We start from the raw sequence: 22,987 nt of genomic DNA on the forward strand, positions 1-22,987 counted from the left end.
TAAACGCTTGTATAGAACTTCTTTACCGTAAATATAGAATGTGAGATAATAAATTAAATAAAAAATAAAAAGCAATGACATTATAATTTTTTAGTAAGTACAATATGGATGGATTAGGAGCGAAGTTTATGATAGTGGGTATTATAGGTCCTTCAGACTCTGGCTTTAAGATAAAGGAAGACTTAAAACAGATAGATAGCAATTTAGAAACTAAAATATATGTAAGAGAAAAAGTAGTAGATACGGTAGAAGTTATTTCAAAATGTGAAGATGAATGTGATGCTATTATATTTACAGGATGTGGAGTCTATGAGTTTATAAAATCTAAACATGAAATAAGTAAACCACATTCATTTGTTCCAAGAAGTGGGACAAGTATAATGAAAGCATTTTGGGCAATAAAGAGCGAAAATATAAAGCTAGATAAATTTAGTATAGATGTAGTTGATAGATATGTTGTAGAAGATGCACTTAAAGAGTTTGATATTGAAGCTACAAGTATATTTTGTAGGCCATTTTCTTTAGAAGTAGGAGAATCTGAACTTGCAAAGTGGCATATACAATTGTTTGAAGAAAATAAGACCGAGATAATGATAACTGGTTTTGGAGCAGTGTACAATGAGTTAAAGGAAAGAGGTTATCCTGTATTTCGGCTACAAGCAACTATACAATTAATCAAAGAAAGTTATGAGAAAGTGAAGAGTGAATATGCTCTAAGTAAGGCTAGATTTTCTCAAATTGCAGTAGAAATATTGAGTCTAATAGATTATAAAGAGAAGATAGAAAACTATTATTCTGATATGATAAAAAAATCAGATATGGATAAGCTTGTAGTAAACTATGCAAGAAGTATTCAAGGTTCTTTATTTTCGTTTGGAAGAAATGATTATGTGGTATTTGTTCATAAAGGTGTAGCTGATAATGAGTACAATTATGATAAATTATTTAAGTTAAAAAGAGATATAAAAGACATGGGATTTTCTCTTAGTATAGGTATTGGGACTGGAGTAACTGCATATCAAGCTGAAAATAATGCACATAAAGCATTGAGACATTCAATAGATTCAAAAGAAATTGGTATATATTTAGTAGATGAAGATGAAAATATAAGGGGTCCTTTAGCCTCAGAAAATGAATTAAATTACTCCTTAGTATTGTCTGATGAAAAAGTAATAGAAATATCTAAAAAAACTGGAATGAGTTGCGAATCAGTAGCAAAAATTATAGCTATAAGTGAAAATAGAAAAAGCAAGATTTACGATTCAAAAGAATTGGCAGAATATCTAAATGTAAGTGAAAGAAGTGCAAGGCGTATACTGAATAAAATAGTAAGTGCAAATCTAGGGAGAATATGTGCTAAAGAAACTAGTATTGGTGGAGGTAGACCAAAGAATATTACTGAGATATTGTTTTAAAATATTATATAAGATTGTATGAAGTGTCATATAAAATACTAAAACCTATGTAAATCAACTTTTTAAAATAGTACTTATAGAGTTGAAAATACATAGGTTTTTAATTATGAGATTTAAAAAGTAATATTGTATAAAAGTATTTATATGAGTGATAGTACTCTAATTTATCGTTAATTTTTTACAATTCATCATTTAACTTAATCATATGATAAACTATTTTAGCAGTATCATATAATTCATCTATATTTACATATTCATTAACTGTGTGTACGTCATACATCCCTAAACTTAATATAGCACAGTTATATCCAAGATTAGCTAGTATATTTGCATCACTACCACCACCAATTATCATTGGATTTGGAACAACACCAACTTGTCTTATTGCTTCCTCACTTAATTTAAAAACATGACTGTCTCTACTAAGTTCAAAACTTGGATAAGACATATTATGTTCAAAAGTGTAAGTAGTATTAAATTTAGATGCAGCATCTGAACAACATTTTTTCATATGATTAAGTTCATATTCTAAAGTTTCAGGGACATGAGACCTGATTTCAGCAGTCAATGTAACCTTATCAGTTACTATATTTGTAGCTCCACCACCTTCTATTTTACCTATATTTGAAGTTGTCAGAGAATCTATTCTACCTATATGCATATTACTTATAGCATGAGAGGCAACAAATATAGCATTTATACCTTTTTCAGGTTCTATACCAGCATGTGCTTTTTTACCATCAAAAGATATTTTTATAGATTCTTGTGCAGGAGCCTTATATGCTATAGAACCAATAGCTCCACCAGAATCTAAAATCACCATATCCTTGCAAGGTAAGTTATCAGGGTTAAAGTTTTTAACACCATGCATACCAGCTTCTTCACAAATTGTAAAACATAGATATATATCTCTATGTGGTATTTTTTCTGTAATAACATGTTCTAGAGCTTCTAGGATAGCAGCTATACCAGCTTTGTCATCTGCACCAAGTGTAGTAGTTCCATCACTTCTAACTACATTACCATCTAGTATTGGATTTACACCTAAACAAGGTTGAACTTGGTCCATATGAGCACATAAACAAAGAGGTCTACTTCCTTTTTCTCCTTTTATATATGCGATAACATTTCCCGTATTACCACCATATTTTTCACCAGCATCATCTATAATAGCGTCTATATTTCTTTCTTTTAGATAGTTTACTATCCACTTGGACATTTCTAATTCTTGATTAGATGGGCTGTCAATCCTAACCATATCCATAAAGTTATCTATAAGTCTATTTTTACTTAACATAAATCATTTCTCCTTTTAGAAAAATTTAAATAAATTACATACTATAAGAAGGGAATATTCCAGGTCCTAATGGAATATTAAACACCATAAATAGTATCAATAGTATAGTCCATACTATCAAGAATGATATAGAGTATGGTAGCATATTAGCTATTACAGTACCCATACCAGCATCCTTATCATACTTTCTTGTAAATGCTAGTATAATAGGGAAGTATGGGAATAAGGGGCTAAGTGGATTTGTTATACAGTCACCTATACGATAAGCCATTTGTGTAAGTGCTGGATTGTATCCGACCATCATAAACATTGGTACGAATATTGGTGCAAGTATAGCCCACTTTGCAGATGCACTTCCTATAAATAAATTTATAAAGCATGATAATATAATAAATCCTATCAATAATAAAGGACCATTTATTCCTGCTGATTTCAAAAACTCTCCACCTTTTACAGCGAGTATCAAACCTAAATTACTATTTGTAAATAATTGCAAAAACTGTGAAGCAGCAAATGCTAGTATTATATATCCGCCCATATCACTCATTGCACCAGCCATTATAGAGACAACATCTTTATCCTTTTTTATCTTACCTATAGTTTTTCCATATACAACACCAGGTATAAAAAAAGCTAAAGCTATTATAGGTACCATACCTTTCATAAGAGGAGCATTATTTGATAATAAATCTCCTGTTTCTGGGTCTGCTAAGAATGGTTTTTGACCAATTACACTAAGTGCTATCATAATTGCTGCATATATTAATATACTTATACCAGCTTTTTTAAGCCCTTTTTTTTCTACATCATTAAGGCTACCATCAACATCTAACTCTGCATTTCCTTCGTATTTACCAAATCTAGGAGCTACAATTTTTTCTGTTACCCAAGTTGCTAACAATATTAATACAAAAGTTGATGCTATCATAAAAAATAAGTTCATTGTTGCATTAGCTTCAAATCCAGAATCAATCATCTGAGCTGCTGGTACTGTAAAGCTTGCAGCAAGTATATCGTTAACACTTATCATGATGTTTGCTGCAAATCCTAGACAGACTGCGGCATATCCAGAAAATAAACCTATAAGTGGATGTCTTCCAACACCAAGATATACAAGTGCAGCCAATGGTGGGAATAGTATTGTACCTGCATCTGATGCAATATTTGCAAGCATACCTATAGTCATTACAACAAGAGTTACTTTTGTTTTAGGAATTTTGCTTACTGATGCCTTTATTGTTGCTGTCATAAGTCCAGTTTTATCACAAACACCAGCGCCTATCATAGTAACTAAAACTAGTCCTAAAGGTGCAAAGCCTTGAAAATTACTAACAATATTTCCTAATAAAATCTGAAGTTGTTCTACAGTTAATAAATTTACAGCAGTTATAGTTTCACCAGTACCAGGATGAACTACTGATATACCCATAGAACCGATTATGCTAGATAGTATAAGTAAAAGTACACATAATCCTAGAAATATTGTAACTGGGTCTGGTAGCTTATTACCAACAATTTCTATTCTGTTTAATGTTCTGTCAAAAAAGTTCTTCTTTTTAACTACGTTATCATTCATAATATCCTCCCTATGTTTTTAAAATATAATATTGAAAATAAGTATTGTGGTCAAATTTATAATATAAATTATGACTGTCAATTTAAGACGTGTCCACAATGTGTCCTAAAAAAAGTATAAAATAAACTTTTTCCTATGTCAATGTAATTTTCTGAATTTTCTGGATGAGTGATGTTAATTAAATATGCTTTAAGTAGATTAATGACGAATTATATCTAAGTTATTTGTATTATATATATACTTTAAAATTAATTTTAAAACAAAACTTTATAAAAATCTAGTGGAATATTAAGTTAGTAAAAGAATAAATTAATAAAATACAAAACTTTATAACAACTAAATAACAACTCAAGTGGAGTATTTAGGTTAGAATTAAAAAATAATATGTAAGAGGATAAATTGTCATAAGGTCATATGAAAAATATAAAAAGATGAAAGAATCGTAGAGAAATAGTAAAATACACAAGTTTATATTATGATGGATATAACCTATGTAGGAGCTCTTTTTAATGACTTTTGTATATGAGAATGATATAATATATTCTAATAATAAGTAAAGAAATATTAAAATAAAATTAAAAATATTAAGTTATTTATATGTTTTTGTAAACTAGATAGTAATATTATTATATTTTTATAAAAAATATATTGGAAATATAATCAATTTATATAATTGGAAATCATTGGGTTAATTTTAATAGAAAAATGAAAAAATATGAATAATAGCTCTATATGATAGTTAAATCACTCTTTAAATTAATAAATAATGTGAGAGTTCATTTATAAGTGTATCAACAGTAGTTGAACTATAGAAGTATTAAAATAATTCATGAACAAGAGTGTGGAATGTACAAGGGAGGTAGGATGTTAGAAATAATATTAAAGAATTTTAAAGCAAAGAAGATGAATTTGTATAAATCTGAAATTAGATTGAGAAATTATAGATGTTTCTGCGGTTTGTCATTATTAGGACTCACTATTTCAGCTATGGTGTTTGTATTTGGATTGATTTTATCAGAAGTTGTTACTTTTAATATAGAGTTTTTTATTATACTTGGATACTTTTTTATTCTTTATATTATTTCTAAATTTTACTTAAAAAAACACTTTCAGCATATAACGCTTATCTTTTATTTGGCATTAACTCCAGTTATGATAATGGGTATTTTGATGGGAACTTTTCTAGATAAAACAGAACCATCAATCACAATTATGGTCTTTATATGTGTACTTCCTCTATTCATATTGGATAAACCGTGGAGAATTACTCTCTACATAACAGGAACTGCTATAATCTATGGTATTTGTTGCTTTATAGCAAAGGATATAAATATGTTTATGGCGGATTTAGTTGATTTAGTTACTTTTTATTTTTTATCTGTGGGTGTTAACTTTTTTATTCTGAATGACCGTATCGAAAGTGTAGAAAACTACATTAAATATAGAACTAAATCAGAAATTGATTTATTGACAGGTATATATAATCGAGGTGCTGGTGTTGAAATGATTGAACATCTTATGGACGAAAAAAAGTATGGAGCTTTTATTCTTATCGATATAGATGATTTTAAATATATCAACGATTCCTATGGTCATATTGTAGGTGACCGTTATTTACAAGCTGTAGCTGATAATATAAAGAATATTTTCTATGATAGTGTAGTTTTAAGATTAGGTGGTGATGAATTTGCCATCTATGCTAAGGATTTAAAGAATGAGGAGAATTGTAAAATACGCTTTGAGAAATTATTTGATGCATTAGATAATATGGAAGATTTATCACAAAATGATTATGTATTTCATATTAGTTTAGGATGTTCAATTTGTGATAAAAACATTGCTAATTTTGAAGATTTATATAGTAAGGCAGATGAAGCTCTTTATGCAGCAAAGGAAGCAGGAAAAGGGTGTTATCGAATAAACTGATTTAATATTTTATCATGATTTTTATGTATATGTAATATATAATTTTTAAAAAGAAAAACGGTAGTTTCAGCTGGAATTTTGAAACTGCCATTTTTCTTTTCTGATTTTTTTGTAACTGGAAGCCAGACTTCATGTTCTGCATTTTGTAGGTATGAATTTAAGTAAACTTCTATATCTGAAATATTTTCTACATATTTATAACTAGAGTCAGGAAGCCACTCTGTTCAAATTCAACGTTCTAAATATTGTATGCTTTCTACAAAAATGGTAACCTTGTAAATAGTACAATAAGTAGCATCAGTAAATATCTATTATGTTTACCAATGCTATTTTTTGCAAATTTATAGTATAAAGTGCTAACTGTAATATCAAGTTTTTATTTTTCAAGGTATGCTTTTAAAGCAAGACCAATAAATTTTGATGCTCCATCTCCATATTTATTATCGTTAACCTCAATAAATACAGGGTTTGATATATAATTTTCAGACATAATAGGCCAATAATTATCTCCCATATCTATTCCATTATTAATTTTATTAGTAAAAGAAATCAGTTCTTTAACTAATTCTTGGACATCTAAAGATGCAACATCTTTACTTAGATTTTTTGTAAGTTTTCTTGTAATATCATCACCTTTTTTAATAAGGTTAAGTACTTCTGATTGAGAAATAGTAGTACTGTTAGATAAAAAATTTTGAAAGTTATTTTCCATAGCCTTTGTGTATTTTTCAAGACTTCCAAACTGCTTAATTGCCATATTTGCTATTTCATTTTCATATGATTTGATTTCTGAAGTTATTTTATCAAAATCTTCAATGCTTTCAGTTTGTGCGACAATCTCATCAGTGTGAGATTCTTTGAACTCAGTTAAAATATGAAAATACTCACTCATATTAAAATCTTTAAAATCCACACATTTATCTACTTTTATAAGTTTATTAAGTAATTCTAATAGAGCATTTAATCTATCTCGCTTTATTTGGATTAGTTCTCTTTGATTTTTAAATGCAGTTAGACAATCAAATTGAGGATTTTCCATGATTGCTTCAATTTCTTTTAATGTGAAATCAAGTTCTTTAAAAAATGTAACTTTTTGTAGAACTTCTAATGCGTTATCATCGTATAATCGTAATCCATCAGTAGTTATTTTTGTAGGTTTAAATAAACCAACTTCGTCATAAAACTGTAGAGTACGTATACTGACACCAGTTAATGAAGAAACTTGTTTTAATGTCATCATTTCAACTCACCTTCTTTCGTACCCTAATAATTGAGAGTTAGCTAATATTTTTTTATAAGAAATATACAGTATTTGTAAATGCTATCTCTAACTACTAATGTATGCTATTACTATACATGAGGATGAATATATTTGTTATATTTTTTCTAAATAAATATTGAGGACTTTACGAAGGAAAAGAAAAGATGGTATAGCTTTTAAAGCATATACCACCTTTGTATTATAAAAAGAATACTTAATAGACCTATAAAGTTTTGTCGTGTTTTTCTAAGAATGTTAAGTATTCTTCTTTAGTCATAACTGGTGTAAAGGCATCTAATATACCTTTAGTCTCTTTAGCATTATCAAAAAGAAGGTCTATAACTGTAAGTGCCATAGCCTTAGCAGGTACTATGTAAGCTAAGTCTTCATCAATTATTTCAAAATCTCTTGTATGAAGAGCACCTTTTACACCACCAATCATAGGGTGAAGGGTAGGCATTATATGAGATACATCTCCAAAATCAAATGAACCAGTGAAATCTCCACCATCAATAATTTTTCCTTTTAAACCTAAATCTTCAAGGTTATTTTTAAATAAGTTATCAAGGTTTTTGTATCTTAATATTGGTAGATACCCAGGAATTTCAGTTATTTCAACATCAGCTCCAACCGCCATTCCACCAGCCATCAATGCTTTATTTATTCTTTTATTAGCATCTATCATGCCGTTTATAGTTCTAGCTCTTACATATGATTCCATATGAACATCAGCAGGAACAACATTTACTATATCTCCACCTTTTGTGATGATAGGATGGAATCTAACTCTTTCAGATTCTTTAAAAGTCTCTCTAAGTGCATTTACATTATTTATAGCAAGCATTGCTGCATTTAAAGCATTTATTCCATCATGTGGAGCAGAACCAGCATGAGATTCTTTTCCTATAAATTTAACTTTTTTGCCGACAAAGCCATTACTTTCAGGACCAACTAGAGCCTTATCTTCTCCTAAATCTGAAGAGTGAAACATCATAGATATGTCTATATCATCAAAGTAACCTCTTTTTATTAGTTCTTGTTTTCCACCAAAGTAAGTTATTTTTCCTTCTTTTTTCAATTGTTCCCTGTATTCCAATTCAATAAATTCTTCAGCAGGAGTAGCCATAAATGATATTTTGCCATCTAAATGTTCTAAAACCCCACTTTTTACTAAACCAATAGCTGCACCTAACATTCCAGCTATTTGTATGTTATGTCCACAAGTATGAGATGCACCTATTTCATTAGAATCTTTGTGTTCTTTGCATGATATACCATCTAATTCTCCAAGTATAGATATATGAGGACCTTCTTTACTAGAATTTGCATCTGCCTTACATCCTGTAACAGCTATATTTTTTTCGACAGATAAGTTTAGTTCTTGTTCAAAAAAGTTTGAAACAGCTTCTGTAGTTTTATACTCTTTATATCCATATTCTGGGTTTTTGTAGATTCCATGACCTATTTCTAATATTTTTTCTTTATTTTCATCGATAGTCTTTATTACTAGAGATTTTAATTGTTCTTTATTCATAATAAGTTCCTCCTATATTTTACCTTGAATACTTAAAACTATATGAGCTATACTTGCACATGCAAAGAATATAGTTGTAAAGACAACAAGTGATATTATAACTATTTTCCATGACATTTCCTTTAAAGCTTCTATTTTGTTTCCAACAGAAATTCCTGCAAAAGCTAATAGAGGAGTTGTTATAGCCATAAAATTAATATTATTAGTGTTAGTTAAGAATACTTCAGATGTTGGGCTATATGGCATACTAAGTAAAAGACCTATTATAGTTGCAAATCCAAAAGCAGGAAATATTGATTTAGGAAATAAATCCTTTATAATCATAGCAGCCATAGCAGCTAATATTAACATTACCATTCCAGGAAAAGCTGTTACTATAGATGTACCAACACTAATTCTTTGTCCTATAAGAATTATAACTCCAATAATAGACATAACCAATAATTGATATGAACTTTTCTTTAAATCTAAATTAGCAAACATTTATTAGCACTCTCCTTTTGTAGTTTTTGTTTCGTCAGTTTTTTTACTTCTTGAAAATTTAGGTTCTAAAATTTTGTACATAAAATTAGTAAATGGTAAAGATACAAAGACCAAGAATATAATTCCTGTTATACTAGACATCATATTACTTGTTGCTGCATAGGCAAGTATTGTATCTGCCATTTCTGGAGGTACCATGGTAGAAAGTGAGCCAGCGGCAGCAGTCATCATACTTCCACTACCAACACCACAAGCCATTCCTAAAGCATATGGATGAAGGCCACTATAAATTGAGACTGAGCCTAATACGCTAAAATATATAGTACCAAGAACTGTACCCATTAAATATGTACCAAGCACGCCACTACCTTCTGGAGAATTTATCCCATATTTTTCAGATATAACTCCTAAAGAGGGTTCACGGCTTATACTTGCAGTAGCTCCAATAGCTTCTCTTTTCATACCAAATATTAATGCAAGAGGTAATGCAACTATTGGTGCAAGTATGTGACCAAATTCTTGAGCAAGAAATGCAGGTCCAGCTTGAATTATCTTATCGATGTTTGGGCCAACTGTAGTCCCATATTTTATACCAAGCATTACTAGCGCAATTCCAACAACTTCACCAGCAATATTGATTTCTTTTTCTCCAATAACTTTTTTAAGTGCTTTAATTTTTTTTCCTAATAAGTCAGGTGTTATTATAAGTCCGATTATAACTGCATAAAGCATTGGAAATAGTATTATAGAAGCTGAGCCAATAGCTAATGTTCTTTGTCCTATAAATTCACATACTACTACTAAGATTAAGCAAGTTAAAAAGACTTGAATAAAGTGTTTTTTATTAATTTCCATGATTGCCTCCCTAAAAAAATAAATATTGTACTTATTTGAATTTGAAATAGAAAATACGTTTTCTTGAATATAATACGTTTTCCTAAATTACATAAAATTATATAGTAAAATGGTTTTTCAAATAAGTTTAAGAACTGTCAATAACATGTCCTTAATTAAGGATAAATCAAAAATTTAACATTGTCAACGAAAAAATATGTAAAATATTACATAACTTCAAAATATTAACATATAAATTTATTTATTAAAAATTTACTTAAATATTGTATGAATAAAATATAAAAAGCTTTAAAATAAATAATATAACTATAGAAAATAAAGATAAATATAATAATTTTAGTGGGTGATAATAGATGAAAATAAATAGATTAACAGAAATAATAGTAATACTATTAAATAAAAAATTAGTTACTGCTAAAGCATTGGCTGAGAGGTTTGAAGTTTCTACAAGAACTATATATAGAGATATAGAAACTCTGTCTATGTCAGGAGTACCAGTATATATGACTAAAGGCAAAGGAGGAGGAATATCTTTAATAGAAGAATATTCTATAGACAAAACTATATTGTCAAAGGAAGATAAGGAGAGTTTAATAATAGCACTTCAAACATTACAAGCAACAAAGTATCCAGAAATAAATTCAGTAGTAGATAAAATTGGCTCAATATTTGGAGAAAGTAATTTTGCAAACTGGATTGAAATAGATTTTACTGAATGGGGAAGTAATTTTAATGAGGATGATAAATTTACAAAAATAAAAAATGCTATTTTAAGACGCAATACTATAAATTTTGATTATGTAAATAGTTTTTCAAGTCAGACAAATAGGACTGTTGAACCGATGAAGCTAATGTATAAAAGTAAGACTTGGTACTTGTATGGGTTTTGCAAATTAAAGGACGATTTTAGAATATTTAGAATCAGTAGAATGAAAAACTTAGTAGTAAAAGAAGACATATTTTCAAGAAAGATAATTGAAGAGGCATACTTAGATGACTCTAAAATAATTAAAGAAGATACAGTAACTCTGAGGCTAAGATTTAAGGAAAAGATGCTCTATAGAGTTTTTGATGATTTTAACAATGATTTAATAACTAAAAATGAAGATAATACATATGATGTAATTGCAGAATTCCCAATTGGAGAGTGGATTTATGGATATATCTTATCTTTTGGAGATAGTGTTGAAGTACTTGAACCTAAATTCATTAGAGATAATGTTATAAATAGATTGAAAGAGATGCTTAAGATGTATTCCTTATAAGTTACTATTACTAAATTTAATTATATTAAAATATATGACATATAGATGTCGTATTTTATAAATTATAATTAAATTAAAGAAACAGATAATCAAAAGCAATCAATAAAGCTAAAGTGAGGTATAAAGTATGGATTATGAAATAGTACATATAAGTGAAAAAATAGTTGTGGGTGTATCAAAAGAAACTACAAATAACAACGGACAAGCAGTAAAAGACATAGGTGAATTATGGAAAAGCTTTATGGGGAAGGGTATCTATAATGCTATAAAAGGTAAAAAAAATGATAAAACAATAGGTTTATATACAGACTATCAAGGTGATTTTACAAATCCATATAACTTTGTAGCATGTTGTGAAGTAAATAGTGAAGATGATAAGGACAACAACTTAAGTGAATTTAATGAAAAAGATATTTGTGGAGAGTTTGTTATAAGCAAAGTTATACCAGGTGGTAAATATGCAAAATTCACTATAACAGGAGATATACAAAAGTCAGTAGGAGAATTCTGGTTTGAGTTTTGGAAAATGGATTTTGATAGAACTTATATAAGTGATTTTGAAGAATATCAAAATAATACATATGATATGAATAAGCAAGAAGTTCATATTTACATTGGAATAAGATAAATTCATTGATAAATTTTAATATATAAAACTTATTATAGGAATAAACAAGTTGATAATCATGAGGGAGTGTACTATACACTCCCAATTTTTATTTTATCTTTAAAAGTGATAATATTGTGATTTATTTAAGTATACAATTTTTGAATAGTTCACAAAATTATCTATAATCGTTTATAATCAATATTTTGTTCATAATTTAAATCTTCCTTTAGCAATATGTAAGAATTTATTAATTAATAATAGGATATAAATTTAATTATAGTTCAGCCGATAATAGATGTATATTATATAAATATTTTCAATTTATTATATATCTATATAATTGGTTTTTGACAACTTTTTACGTTTTTGTGTTTTTTACGTTTTTATGTGATTATGTTTTTAATAACTCGTCAAAATGCAAAACATATATTACAATAGATATATAAGTTTTTTAATTTATAAACTGTATTAATAAAGTTGAATATAGTATAGCATGAATATGTACTTTTATTTATAGATGAAATGTATTTATTATGTAGGGAAAATAGTCAGTAAGTATAAACAATGACTGAAAAATAATAGCATTTATTGTTACAAGTATGGAGGAGTTAGTTTTATGGAAAATAAAATTTTAATAGTAGATGATGCTATTTTTATGAGAATGATGATTAAAGAAGCTCTGAGTAAAAGTGGCTACGAGAATTTAGTAGAAGCAAGTGATGGAGAAGAAGCTTATAATATGTTTAAAGATGAAATGCCTGATTTGACATTACTTGATATTACAATGCCTAAAAAAGATGGTCTAGAGGTATTAAAGGAAATAAAAATGTTGGATTCAAATGCTAAAGTGGTGATGTGTTCTGCAATAGGGCAAGAAAATATGATTGTGGAAGCTATAAAGCTTGGAGCACTAGATTTTATAGTAAAACCATTTAAAACAGAAACATTGGTTAAAGTTGTAAATAATGCCTTAAAATAAAGGCTGTAAATACACCTTTATATAGTAAAAATACATAAATGTAACAATAGAGGGAGGGGTTTATATTATAAATTATTCACAACTTGATAATATTCATATAGATGCTCTTAGAGAAATTGGTAATATAGGCTCTGGGAATGCAATTACTGCACTTGCATCCATGATAAATAGTAAGATAGAAGTATTAATACCCATGGTCAAGATACTTGAATATAATGAAGCTACAAATTTACTTGGAGGTCCAGAAAACAAGGTTGTATGTATTCTACTTGATATGAAAGGCGATATTAATGGGATGTTTATGTTTTTGTTGGATGAATCAATCACTAAACTTATGCTTAATTCTCTTTTTAATAAAGATGAAGCTTTCTTAGACGAAATTACAGGTATTGAAATTTCTGCAATCAAAGAAATAGGAAATATTATGGCAAGTTCTTATGTAAATGCTATTGCATCTATGCTAAACATGAACATAAGTATTTCGGTTCCAGATATGTGTATTGATATGGTCGGAGCTGTGTTGAATGTTCCTATGATAAGATTTTCTGATGTTGGGGACAAAATTTTATTTATAGAAAATAAATTTAAAAATAGCGATAATTATTTTATTAGCCACATATTGATGATTCCAGAAATGGACTCGCTTAAAGACATATTAGTAAGATTGGGATTATCAGTATGAGTAGAGAGATAGTAGTAAATATTGCAGACATGAAAATAGTGTATAAACCAAATGTTTTGGTTACTTATGCACTTGGTTCTTGTGTAGGAGTATGTTTAATAGATAAAACAGCAGGAATTGGTGGAATGTTACATGTTATGTTGCCATATAGTAAAGATGCTATTCACATTGAAAATAAATATAAATTTGCTGACACAGGAATAAAGGAACTTATTAAGTCTATGGAGCATATAGGTGCAAATAGGACATATATAAAAGCAAAAATAGCTGGAGGAGCCCAGATGTTTTTAGGAAATAGTAATTCATCAATTGCAAGCATAGGGTATAGGAATGTTGAAGCAGTAAAAAAAACTCTTTTAAGCTTAAAAATTCCAATAATAGCAGAAGATACAGGAATGAATTATGGAAGAACAATACGCTTTTATACTGAGACAGGCGATTTAATTGTAGACTCAATAAATAAAGGAAAGAAGAAAATATAGATTATTTTTATTTAGAAGATATTTAAGGGGGAGGTATTAAATGAGATTTCCAGATGACCCATATTTAGGTTATGAGTTAGTAGATGAGGGGATTAAGTACCTAAAATTTAAAATGGACGAACAGAACTTTGGTATTGAACTTGAAAAAGTCATAGAAATTGTTGGGAATCAGGAAATCATATTTATTCCAGAACTTCCAACCTATTCAAAAGGAATAATAAATTTGAGGGGAAAAATTATCCCGATAATAGATATGCATTTGAGACTGAGGAAAAATAATTTAAATACTACTGATTATGTATATATAGTAATAGCCGGATTGGAAAATTTAGTAGTGGGATTTATGGTTGATAAAGTTGAGGAGATAATAGATTTAGAAGAAAATCAGATATCACCTCCACCAAGGGTTACTCTTGAATATTCAGATTATTTTGTAAGTGGTATTGGAGAGATAGACAATCAAATAATTACCTTGTTAGATTTGAAGAAGCTTTTGACTGATGAAGAAGAACTTTTGATAGATGAATTGCTTTTTAAATACAATTAAACTATCATGTAACACAGATATATAATTTAGTGGCATTGTAATTATATTATAATGAGAACATTTAGAACTATAGTGGTATAATTATTAAGTGTAAGAATTTTAAATTATTAAAATTTGAATATATTATGTTTAAGAGAGGTTTGGATATGGAAAATAAGCAACAAGGAACAATTTTAGTTGTTGATGATAGTGTTCTAATGTGCGATTTAATAGATAAAACACTTACAAAAGATAATTTTAAAGTCATAAAAGCATTTAATGCAATAGAAGCAAAAGAGTGTATTAAAGAGTGTACACCAGACATTATTCTGCTTGATATAATTTTGCCAGACAATTCTGGATTTGAATTGTGTAGAGAACTCAAATCTAATATTCGTACAGAAGATATACCTATAATTTTTATAACTTCAAAAAATACAGATACAGATGTAGTAAAGGGTTTTGGAGTAGGAGCAATAGACTATATGGTAAAACCTTTTAGTATGACAGAATTAAAAGCTCGTGTTATGGCTCATATTGAAGTCAAAAAATCTCAAGATAAATTAAGAAAAATAAATAATGAACTGGAATCTTCTCTTGAAAAATTAAATAGATTAGTTGTAAGGGATTATCTAACAGGTCTTTACAATAGACGTCATATAATTAATCAGCTTATGGAACAAAGAAAAATTAATAGATATAGTCATGAAACAGTATCTCTTATTCTTGGAGATATTGACGATTTTAAAGTTATTAATGATACTTATGGTCATGAAGCAGGAGATTTTGTGCTAACAGTAATCTCAAGTATAATTAAAAAGAATTGTAGACAAATTGATACTGTATCAAGATGGGGTGGAGAAGAATTTTTGATAATGCTCACTAATACTTCAATAGAAGGGGCAAAAATACTTTCAGAGAGAATTCGCAAAGAAATAAAGGAATTTGAATTTAACTATAAAGGAAATGAAATAAAGTGTACTATTACATTAGGAGTAGTAGAGGTAAACTCAAACATATCATTAGAAGAAAATATATCCCTAGCAGATAAGGCAATGTACGAGGGAAAAAATCTAGGAAAAGATTGCAGTGTAGTAAGTACAATGAATGGACTAAAGAAGATATAGATTGATATCTTGATAAACTTACTTTATAAAGGAGTATAGATATGAAAAGAGAAGTAAAGCTTTCCAAATTGGCAATAGTATTGCTAATTATTATAGTACTAGCTGTTATGGCAGGCATTTTTTCTTCAATTTCATCTTATAAAGCATTTGAAAAAGTGGAAAAAAGTATCAATGACATGAACAATTTGAGAAATGAAAGTCAGTATATAAAAGACACAACAAGAGAAGTTTGTGACATGTTAAGAAGGTACGTTTTTACAGGTGAAAAAAAGGATAAAGATGTCTATGAAAAAGAGCTATATGGAAAAACAAGAGAATCTGCTTTAAATAAACTTGAAAAAATTGGTCTTACAAAGACTGAGTCAAATAAAATTTTGGAAGCTAAGGAGATATCTGATTCTTTGGTACCAAAAGAACAAAGTGCTATAAATGCAGTTGAAAGTAATGACAAGAGCTTAGCTCAAAGTATAATTTTTAGTAGCGAATATGTAGAATCTCAGGAAAAAATGGATTCTTTAATAGATGAATTTCAAGAGGATGTAGTTACTCGTTCAAATTCTGAAATTGTAGAAGTTAAAAAAGAATTACAAAGTTTGATACTAAGAACGATATTTATACTCTCACTATTAATCATATTAACAATAATAGAATATGCAGTAATAAAACTAAAGATAGTAATTCCTATTAATAAAGTAGAAAAACATTTTTCAAGAATTGCATCGGGTGATTTAAGAACAAGTATAGATGTTGAAGAAAGTAAATCTGAAATAGGAATGTTAGTAAGTTCTGTCAAAAAGATGCAAGATATGTTATTAAATTATATAGACCTTATAGACAGTACATTAACTAGCATTGCAAAAGGGGATTTAAGAATAGACATAGAACAAGAATTTATAGGAGATTTTAAATCAATCAAAACATCATTAGAAAGTATAATAAATTCTTTTAATGATGATTTCTATGAAATAAATCTGTCAGCTGAGCAAGTTGCAAGTGCATCAGAACAAGTAGCAGCAGGAGCACAAGCTCTTTCGCAGGGTGCTACTGAACAAGCTAGTTCAGTAGAAGAATTAGCCTCTACAATTAATGAGATATCTGATGGAATTAAGCAATGTGCAGATAGTGCTAGTCTTGCATGTGAAGTATCTGACCAATCAGCATTACAAGTTGGTTTTGGAAGTAGATGTATGGATGATATGATGACATCAATGGAGGCAATAAGTGAAAAATCAAATGAAATATCAAAGATAATCAAAACCATAGATGAGATAGCTTTTCAAACTAATATTCTTGCATTAAACGCAGCCGTTGAAGCAGCAAGAGCAGGCCAATATGGTAGAGGATTTGCAGTTGTTGCAGATGAAGTTAGGTCTTTGGCTGGAAAAAGTGCTAAAGCAGCTCAAAACACAGCAATTCTTATAGAAGAAGCTATTAAAACAGTGGAAAATGGTGTCAAAATTGCAAAAGAAACTGCAAAAGCATTAGACTTAGTTGTAAATGGTGTAGAAAAAACTACTGATTATATTAATGGAATTTCTTCATCTGTGCATAGTCAAGAGATAGCAATTACACAGATTTTATCTGGAATAGAGCAAATTTCAATAGTAGTTCAAATGAACTCTGCAACAGCAGAGGAAAGTGCTGCAGCTTCAGAAGAAATGTCTGCTCAAGCACAAATTTTAAAAGAATTAGTAGAAAAATTTCATCTAAAAGAAAGTGAGATAAGAAAATCATCGTGGATTTAGATTATAGAATATTATATATAAGAAAAAATAGAAATTTATTTGTCGACTGTAGGTGATAAATATGAATTACATTGAACCAAGTATGAGACCAATGTTAGATATGTTTATATTTGAGACAAGTCTATTACTTGAGCAATTAGATGAAATTATGATTCAGACAGAAAAAGAAAGAATATTTAGCGACAGTAATATTAATGAAACTTTTAGAATTATGCATACAATAAAAGGCTCAGCTTCTATGATGGGTCTAGATAATATGTCTGCTTTAGCACACAGTGTAGAAGACCTATTTTATATTATACGTGAAAGAAAAATAGAGATTATAGATAATGATTTATTGTTTGATTTAGTTTTTCAAGCATTAGATTTTATAAAATATGATATTGGTAAATTACAATCAGGAGATTGTACAACTTCTGATTGCTCTAGCTTTATAAAAGATATTGAAGATTATGTAAGTACTCTAGAACTATCAAGTTCTACAAAATTACAAGATAAGTTGAACTTAGAAGACACATACGAAAAAGAAATAAATAATTTAAATTTTTCATATAAGGAAGGTTCAGACATAGTCAAAATAGTTTTTGAACAAGATTGTATGATGGAAAATGTAAGAGCTTTTATGCTTACATTTGAATTGCAAGATTACTGTGAATTTCTAGCATTTTATCCTGAAGACATAGAAAAGAATACAGGTACAGCAGAATATATTAAAAAATATGGATTTTATATACAATTTATTGCTAAAGATGATAAAAACATAATTTATAAAACAATAAAAGATAATCTATATGTAAAAGAGTATTCAAATGTTGATAAAGATGATATATATACAAGTGAAAAACAGGATGATATGTTGGTGAAAAACCCAAAAACTAATTTGGAGACAAATTCTAAAGATGAAAATAATTTTGTAAAAGAAAAAAGTGCATTACAAGAAAGTGTCTTAAATGAGAAAATTGACTTAGAGCAAGATGTTTTAATTGAAGGAAATGAGCATCTTCCTATAAGTAAACAAAATATTATGACTGTAAATTTAGAAAAACTAGATTTACTTCAAAATATAGTTGGAGAAATTGTAATTATGGAATCAATGGTTGTAAATAGTGTAGATTCTAAAGGTGTTGATATAGATAATTTCAATAAAGCAACCAGACAATTACATAAGCTTACAGATGAATTGCAGGATATAGTAATGTCAATGCGTATGGTTAAAATTGCAGGTGTATTTCAAAAAATGCATAGAATTGTACGAGACATGAATAAAAAATTAGATAAAAATGTTGAACTAGTAACTATAGGAAATGAAACAGAAGTAGATAAAAATGTAATGGATAATTTAGCAGAACCATTTATGCATCTTATAAGAAATGCTATGGACCATGCAATAGAGCCTGCTGATGAACGCATATCTAAGGGTAAAAAAGAAATAGGAACTATAATTTTATCTGCTGAAAATTTAGGCGGAGAAGCTGTCATAAGTATTTCAGATGATGGCAGAGGTCTCATGAAAGATAAGATTTTGGAAAAAGCTAAAGAACAAGGTCTTCTTAAACATCAAATTAATGAATATACTGATGATGAAATTAACTCTTTAATTATGACTCCAGGATTTTCTACAAAGGAATCTATAACTGAATTTTCTGGTAGAGGAGTAGGGATGGATATTGTTCGTAAAAGTATTGAAAAAGTTGGTGGTTCAATTGGTGTAAAAAGTACAAAAGATGAAGGAACAACATTTACTATAAAAATACCACTGACACTTTCTATAGTAGAAGGTATGGAGTTCAAAGTTGGAAACTCGATGTTTACTTTGCCAATATCATCAATAAGAAGTACATTTAAACTTGCAGATTTAAGCCAAGTAATTAAAGATGGTAGTGGAACAGAATTAATTACAATATATGGAGCATGTATTCCTATTATAAGATTGCATAAAATATATGATATTCATACAGATATAACTGAATTAGTAAATGGAAATATGATAATCATAGAAAATGAGTATAAAGCAGTATGTATTTTTGTGGATGAAATAATAGGAACTCAACAGGTTGTAGTAAAGCCATTTCCAGTTTATTTTAACAGATTTAATATGAAAAACAATGGTTTTTCAGGATGCACAATACTTGGTGATGGAAGTATAAGTCTGATTATAGATGCAGATAACATTATGGAAATATATTAGGGGATTTAAAGTATGTCTACAAATGATATTATAAAACAAGTATTAACATTTTATGTTAATGATGTTATTTATGGAATAGAATTAGAAAATGTAATTGAGACTATAAGGTTTCAACCAATAACATATGTACCACGTCTTCCAAATTATATAAATGGAGTTATTAATTTGAGAGGAAGAATTATACCAGTTATTGATATGCATATTAGATACAATCTTCCTGAAGTTGATTATAATGAGAGAACATGCATAATAATTATAAAAATTGATGAGTATCAAGTTGGAATTATTGTAGATAAAGTTGTTGATGTCGTTCTTATAGATGACTTAAACTTACTAGAGACAACTATTTCTAACAACATAAATATAAATAAAGTTATAAAAGAGATTGTAAAAGTTGGAGATAAGTCTATACTAATTTTAGATATTCGAAAGTTTCTAATTGACAGCATGTAATTAGCTTTGATAAATTGGCAGGAGGAAGTTTTTTGTATGATAAAACTCACTGATGAAGAATTTAAAATTCTTGTAAACTATATAAAAAAAGAGTACGGAATTGATTTAAGCAAAAAAAGAGTATTAATTGAAGGACGACTATATAATACAATGCGAGAAAGAAAGTTTAGTTCTTTTAGTCAATATATGAACCTATTATTTAGAGATAAGACAGGAAATGAAGCTATAAATTTAATAAATAGGTTGAGCACAAATCATACATTTTTTATGAGAGAACATCAGCATTTTGAGTATATGTATAATAATATACTTCCTTTTTGGGAAGAAAATAATAAACTCAGAAACTTAAATATATGGAGTGCAGGTTGCTCTAGTGGAGAAGAAGCATATTCAATAGCTATGACTTTAGATGATTATTTTGGGAGTAGGAAAGACCTGTGGAATATTAAAATTATAGCCACAGATATTTCAATGAATTCACTTGAAAAAGCTAAAAGAGCTGTATACACAGAAGCAAATGTTGATAATGTTCCAAAATTATGGAAGAAAAAATATTTCATAGATAATAAAGATGGTACATTTAAAGTTTGTGATAAGATTAGAAAAAGTGTATTTTTTAAACCATTCAATTTAATTGAAGATTTCTCACATCAACTTTTTGATTTGATTTTTTGTAGAAATGTTATGATTTATTTCGATTTAAAAACAAAAGAAGAGCTTATAAATAAATTTTATGATGTAACTAAAAAAGATGGATTTTTATTTGTAGGTCATGCAGAGATAGTAAATAGAAGAAATACAAAATACGACTATGTAAAACCTGCTGTTTATAAAAAATAGAAGAATATTTTAGATATATGATTTTGTGGGGGCGGTAATGTGGAAAATATTAATAACAGGGTCATTGCTATAGGCGCATCTATAGGTGGAACAGAAGCAATACTTGAGATTATAAAAGACTTACCAAAATCTACACCAGGGGTTATTGTAGCTCAACATATGCCAGCTATATTTACTGAGATGTATGCACAACGACTTGATAAGCAGTGTATTATGAATGTAAGAGAAGCTAAAAATAATGATAGAGTAGAGCAAGGAAATGTACTTATTGCACCTGGTGGATATCAAATGAAATTACATTTAGATAAAGATGGGTATTATGTAACTTGTGAAGAAGGTGAAAGAATAAGTGGACATTGTCCATCTGTAGATGTTTTGTTTGATTCAGTAGCACAAGTAGCAGGTAAAAACTCAGTAGGAATAATACTTACAGGAATGGGTTCAGATGGAGCAACTGGACTTTTGAAAATGAGAGAGAAAGGTTCATTTACAATTGGGCAAGATAAAAATTCTTGCATTGTATATGGAATGCCAATGGTAGCATTTGATAGAGGTTCTGTTGTAATCCAATTACCACTTGATAAAATTTCAAGTTGTCTGATAAGTCATCTTAATATTTGAAAAGAAAAAGATTAATTTTTATAAATAAAAATTAATCTTTTATTAAATTATATGGATAAAAAACCCTAGAAACTCCAAATATAATAAGAGAGATTTATATTTAGGAGGAAAATAATAAGATGAAATTTTTTAAAGTAAATACGAAAGCTAGAGTTTTAAGATATGTGTTTGTTTTATCCTTGACTATAATAGCTATTTTAGCAATTAAACATGACTATAGATATAATAATTTGGGGAAAGATGCTTTACTTAATCTAAATAAAGACAAAGAAGCTGTAAGCGTTATGAGTAATCAATCATTGCCAAAAGATACTACAAATAGTAAACAAACTTTATCAGTAAGTACAATAGGAAGTAAGACAATAGTGAAAAATGATGAATATATAGAAAGTACTATAAATATGCCTATAATAACAAATTCAAATAAGATTGTTGAAAGGTCTACAAATGATAGAATAAAAAATGATATATTTGAATTTTATAACAAATCGTATAAAGAGGCAAAACAATACCTTAAAGATAATCCTGATGAAGAAAATAAATTTGTTGCAAATGTAGACTTTGAACTTAAAAAGAATACTGATTCTGCTCTTAGTATAAAGGTAAGATATTATACTTACAGTGGTGGAGCACATGGTTATTATCAAGATATAGCTTATAATGTAGATATGAGAACAGGGAAGTTTTTAGAATTAATGGACTTATTTAAAGATAATACTAAATATAAAGAAGTTATAGATGAGGAAATTAAACAACAAATAACTGATTTAGAAAAGAAAGATAAAGAAAATGTAGGAATATATAATTTTAAAGGGATAAAAGAAAATCAAAATTTTTATTTGCAAGATGATAACTTAGTTATATATTTTGATTTATACGATATAACTCCATATGCAGCAGGAATACCAGAATTTTCAATAAACAAAAAACTAATAAGCTATATGTTAAAATCGGAGTATGTAGATTTGTTTAATTTGAAATAGGATTATTTAATTTGAAATATATTTATTTAATATGAAATATATTTATTTAATATGAAATATATTTATTTAATATGAAATATATTTATTTAATATGAAATAGAATTTGTATTAAAATGTTATGTTATAATATCTAGCATAG

21 protein-coding genes are annotated in these 22,987 nt (G+C 28.2%); 15 read left to right on the top strand and 6 right to left on the bottom strand.

Going from position 1 to position 22,987, the window contains the following annotated elements; translation table 11 throughout:
• Nucleotides 1-104 precede the first annotated feature (104 nt).
• Nucleotides 105-1,415, top strand: a complete 1,311-nt coding sequence (locus IC758_RS02860; RefSeq protein ID WP_227860738.1) for a transcriptional regulator — start codon at nt 105-107, stop codon at nt 1,413-1,415.
• A gap of 178 nt (nt 1,416-1,593) precedes the next feature.
• Here the strand turns inward: IC758_RS02860 and IC758_RS02865 are convergent, their stop codons facing one another.
• Both IC758_RS02865 and IC758_RS02870 read right to left on the bottom strand, forming a co-directional pair.
• Nucleotides 1,594-2,712: a M20/M25/M40 family metallo-hydrolase gene (locus IC758_RS02865; RefSeq protein WP_227834807.1), complete on the bottom strand. Its 1,119-nt coding sequence runs from the start codon at nt 2,710-2,712 to the stop codon at nt 1,594-1,596.
• Between the two features lie 34 nt (nt 2,713-2,746).
• Nucleotides 2,747-4,288: an AbgT family transporter gene (locus tag IC758_RS02870; RefSeq protein ID WP_227860739.1), complete on the bottom strand. Its 1,542-nt coding sequence runs from the start codon at nt 4,286-4,288 to the stop codon at nt 2,747-2,749.
• Nucleotides 4,289-5,152: 864 nt separating this feature from the next.
• Between IC758_RS02870 and IC758_RS02875 the strand changes: the two genes are divergently transcribed.
• Nucleotides 5,153-6,214 carry a GGDEF domain-containing protein gene (locus tag IC758_RS02875; protein WP_227824619.1) on the top strand — a complete coding sequence of 354 codons (1,062 nt, stop codon included), beginning with the start codon at nt 5,153-5,155 and terminating at the stop codon, nt 6,212-6,214.
• A gap of 376 nt (nt 6,215-6,590) precedes the next feature.
• On the opposite strand, the gene IC758_RS02880 is transcribed toward IC758_RS02875, so the two are convergent.
• From IC758_RS02880 to IC758_RS02895, 4 genes are all read right to left on the bottom strand, one after another.
• Nucleotides 6,591-7,454 carry a MerR family transcriptional regulator gene (locus tag IC758_RS02880; protein WP_227834806.1) on the bottom strand — a complete coding sequence of 288 codons (864 nt, stop codon included), beginning with the start codon at nt 7,452-7,454 and terminating at the stop codon, nt 6,591-6,593.
• Nucleotides 7,455-7,698: 244 nt separating this feature from the next.
• Complete coding sequence (locus tag IC758_RS02885) at nt 7,699-9,009, bottom strand: M20 family metallopeptidase (RefSeq protein ID WP_227433643.1); 1,311 nt, start codon at nt 9,007-9,009, stop codon at nt 7,699-7,701.
• A gap of 12 nt (nt 9,010-9,021) precedes the next feature.
• Nucleotides 9,022-9,492 (bottom strand): hypothetical protein, encoded by a 471-nt coding sequence (locus IC758_RS02890; RefSeq protein WP_227433642.1) that lies wholly within the window; start codon nt 9,490-9,492, stop codon nt 9,022-9,024.
• A gap of 3 nt (nt 9,493-9,495) precedes the next feature.
• Nucleotides 9,496-10,347: a DUF3100 domain-containing protein gene (locus tag IC758_RS02895; RefSeq protein WP_227433641.1), complete on the bottom strand. Its 852-nt coding sequence runs from the start codon at nt 10,345-10,347 to the stop codon at nt 9,496-9,498.
• A 353-nt stretch (nt 10,348-10,700) separates the two neighbouring features.
• Between IC758_RS02895 and IC758_RS02900 the strand changes: the two genes are divergently transcribed.
• From IC758_RS02900 to IC758_RS02960, 13 genes are all read left to right on the top strand, one after another.
• A complete protein-coding gene (locus IC758_RS02900; RefSeq protein ID WP_227433640.1) occupies nt 10,701-11,612 on the top strand; it encodes a helix-turn-helix transcriptional regulator in 912 nt (303 codons plus the stop codon).
• A 127-nt stretch (nt 11,613-11,739) separates the two neighbouring features.
• A complete protein-coding gene (locus tag IC758_RS02905) occupies nt 11,740-12,240 on the top strand; it encodes a GyrI-like domain-containing protein (RefSeq protein WP_227433639.1) in 501 nt (166 codons plus the stop codon).
• A 598-nt stretch (nt 12,241-12,838) separates the two neighbouring features.
• A complete protein-coding gene (locus IC758_RS02910) occupies nt 12,839-13,201 on the top strand; it encodes a response regulator (RefSeq protein WP_227433638.1) in 363 nt (120 codons plus the stop codon).
• Nucleotides 13,202-13,394: 193 nt separating this feature from the next.
• Complete coding sequence (locus tag IC758_RS02915; RefSeq protein ID WP_255619091.1) at nt 13,395-13,883, top strand: chemotaxis protein CheC; 489 nt, start codon at nt 13,395-13,397, stop codon at nt 13,881-13,883.
• A complete protein-coding gene (locus tag IC758_RS02920; RefSeq protein WP_227433637.1) occupies nt 13,880-14,365 on the top strand; it encodes a chemotaxis protein CheD in 486 nt (161 codons plus the stop codon). Before IC758_RS02915 ends, IC758_RS02920 begins: the two co-directional genes overlap by 4 nt.
• Before the next feature lie 40 nt (nt 14,366-14,405).
• Complete coding sequence (locus IC758_RS02925; protein ID WP_227433636.1) at nt 14,406-14,912, top strand: chemotaxis protein CheW; 507 nt, start codon at nt 14,406-14,408, stop codon at nt 14,910-14,912.
• A gap of 146 nt (nt 14,913-15,058) precedes the next feature.
• Nucleotides 15,059-16,018: a diguanylate cyclase gene (locus IC758_RS02930; RefSeq protein ID WP_227433635.1), complete on the top strand. Its 960-nt coding sequence runs from the start codon at nt 15,059-15,061 to the stop codon at nt 16,016-16,018.
• Nucleotides 16,019-16,059: 41 nt separating this feature from the next.
• Complete coding sequence (locus IC758_RS02935; protein ID WP_227433634.1) at nt 16,060-17,763, top strand: methyl-accepting chemotaxis protein; 1,704 nt, start codon at nt 16,060-16,062, stop codon at nt 17,761-17,763.
• Between the two features lie 61 nt (nt 17,764-17,824).
• Nucleotides 17,825-19,951, top strand: a complete 2,127-nt coding sequence (locus tag IC758_RS02940; protein ID WP_227433633.1) for a chemotaxis protein CheA — start codon at nt 17,825-17,827, stop codon at nt 19,949-19,951.
• Between the two features lie 12 nt (nt 19,952-19,963).
• Entirely contained in the window at nt 19,964-20,404 is a 441-nt protein-coding gene (locus tag IC758_RS02945; RefSeq protein ID WP_227433632.1) for a chemotaxis protein CheW, read from the top strand.
• A 36-nt stretch (nt 20,405-20,440) separates the two neighbouring features.
• Complete coding sequence (locus IC758_RS02950) at nt 20,441-21,244, top strand: CheR family methyltransferase (RefSeq protein WP_227433631.1); 804 nt, start codon at nt 20,441-20,443, stop codon at nt 21,242-21,244.
• Nucleotides 21,245-21,283: 39 nt separating this feature from the next.
• Nucleotides 21,284-21,865: a CheB methylesterase domain-containing protein gene (locus tag IC758_RS02955; RefSeq protein WP_227433630.1), complete on the top strand. Its 582-nt coding sequence runs from the start codon at nt 21,284-21,286 to the stop codon at nt 21,863-21,865.
• A 119-nt stretch (nt 21,866-21,984) separates the two neighbouring features.
• Nucleotides 21,985-22,848 carry a DUF3298 and DUF4163 domain-containing protein gene (locus IC758_RS02960; protein ID WP_227433629.1) on the top strand — a complete coding sequence of 288 codons (864 nt, stop codon included), beginning with the start codon at nt 21,985-21,987 and terminating at the stop codon, nt 22,846-22,848.
• Nucleotides 22,849-22,987: the final 139 nt, after the last annotated feature.

The organism is Clostridioides sp. ES-W-0016-02 (assembly GCF_020641035.1).
In the GTDB taxonomy this organism is placed as follows: domain Bacteria; phylum Bacillota; class Clostridia; order Peptostreptococcales; family Peptostreptococcaceae; genus Clostridioides.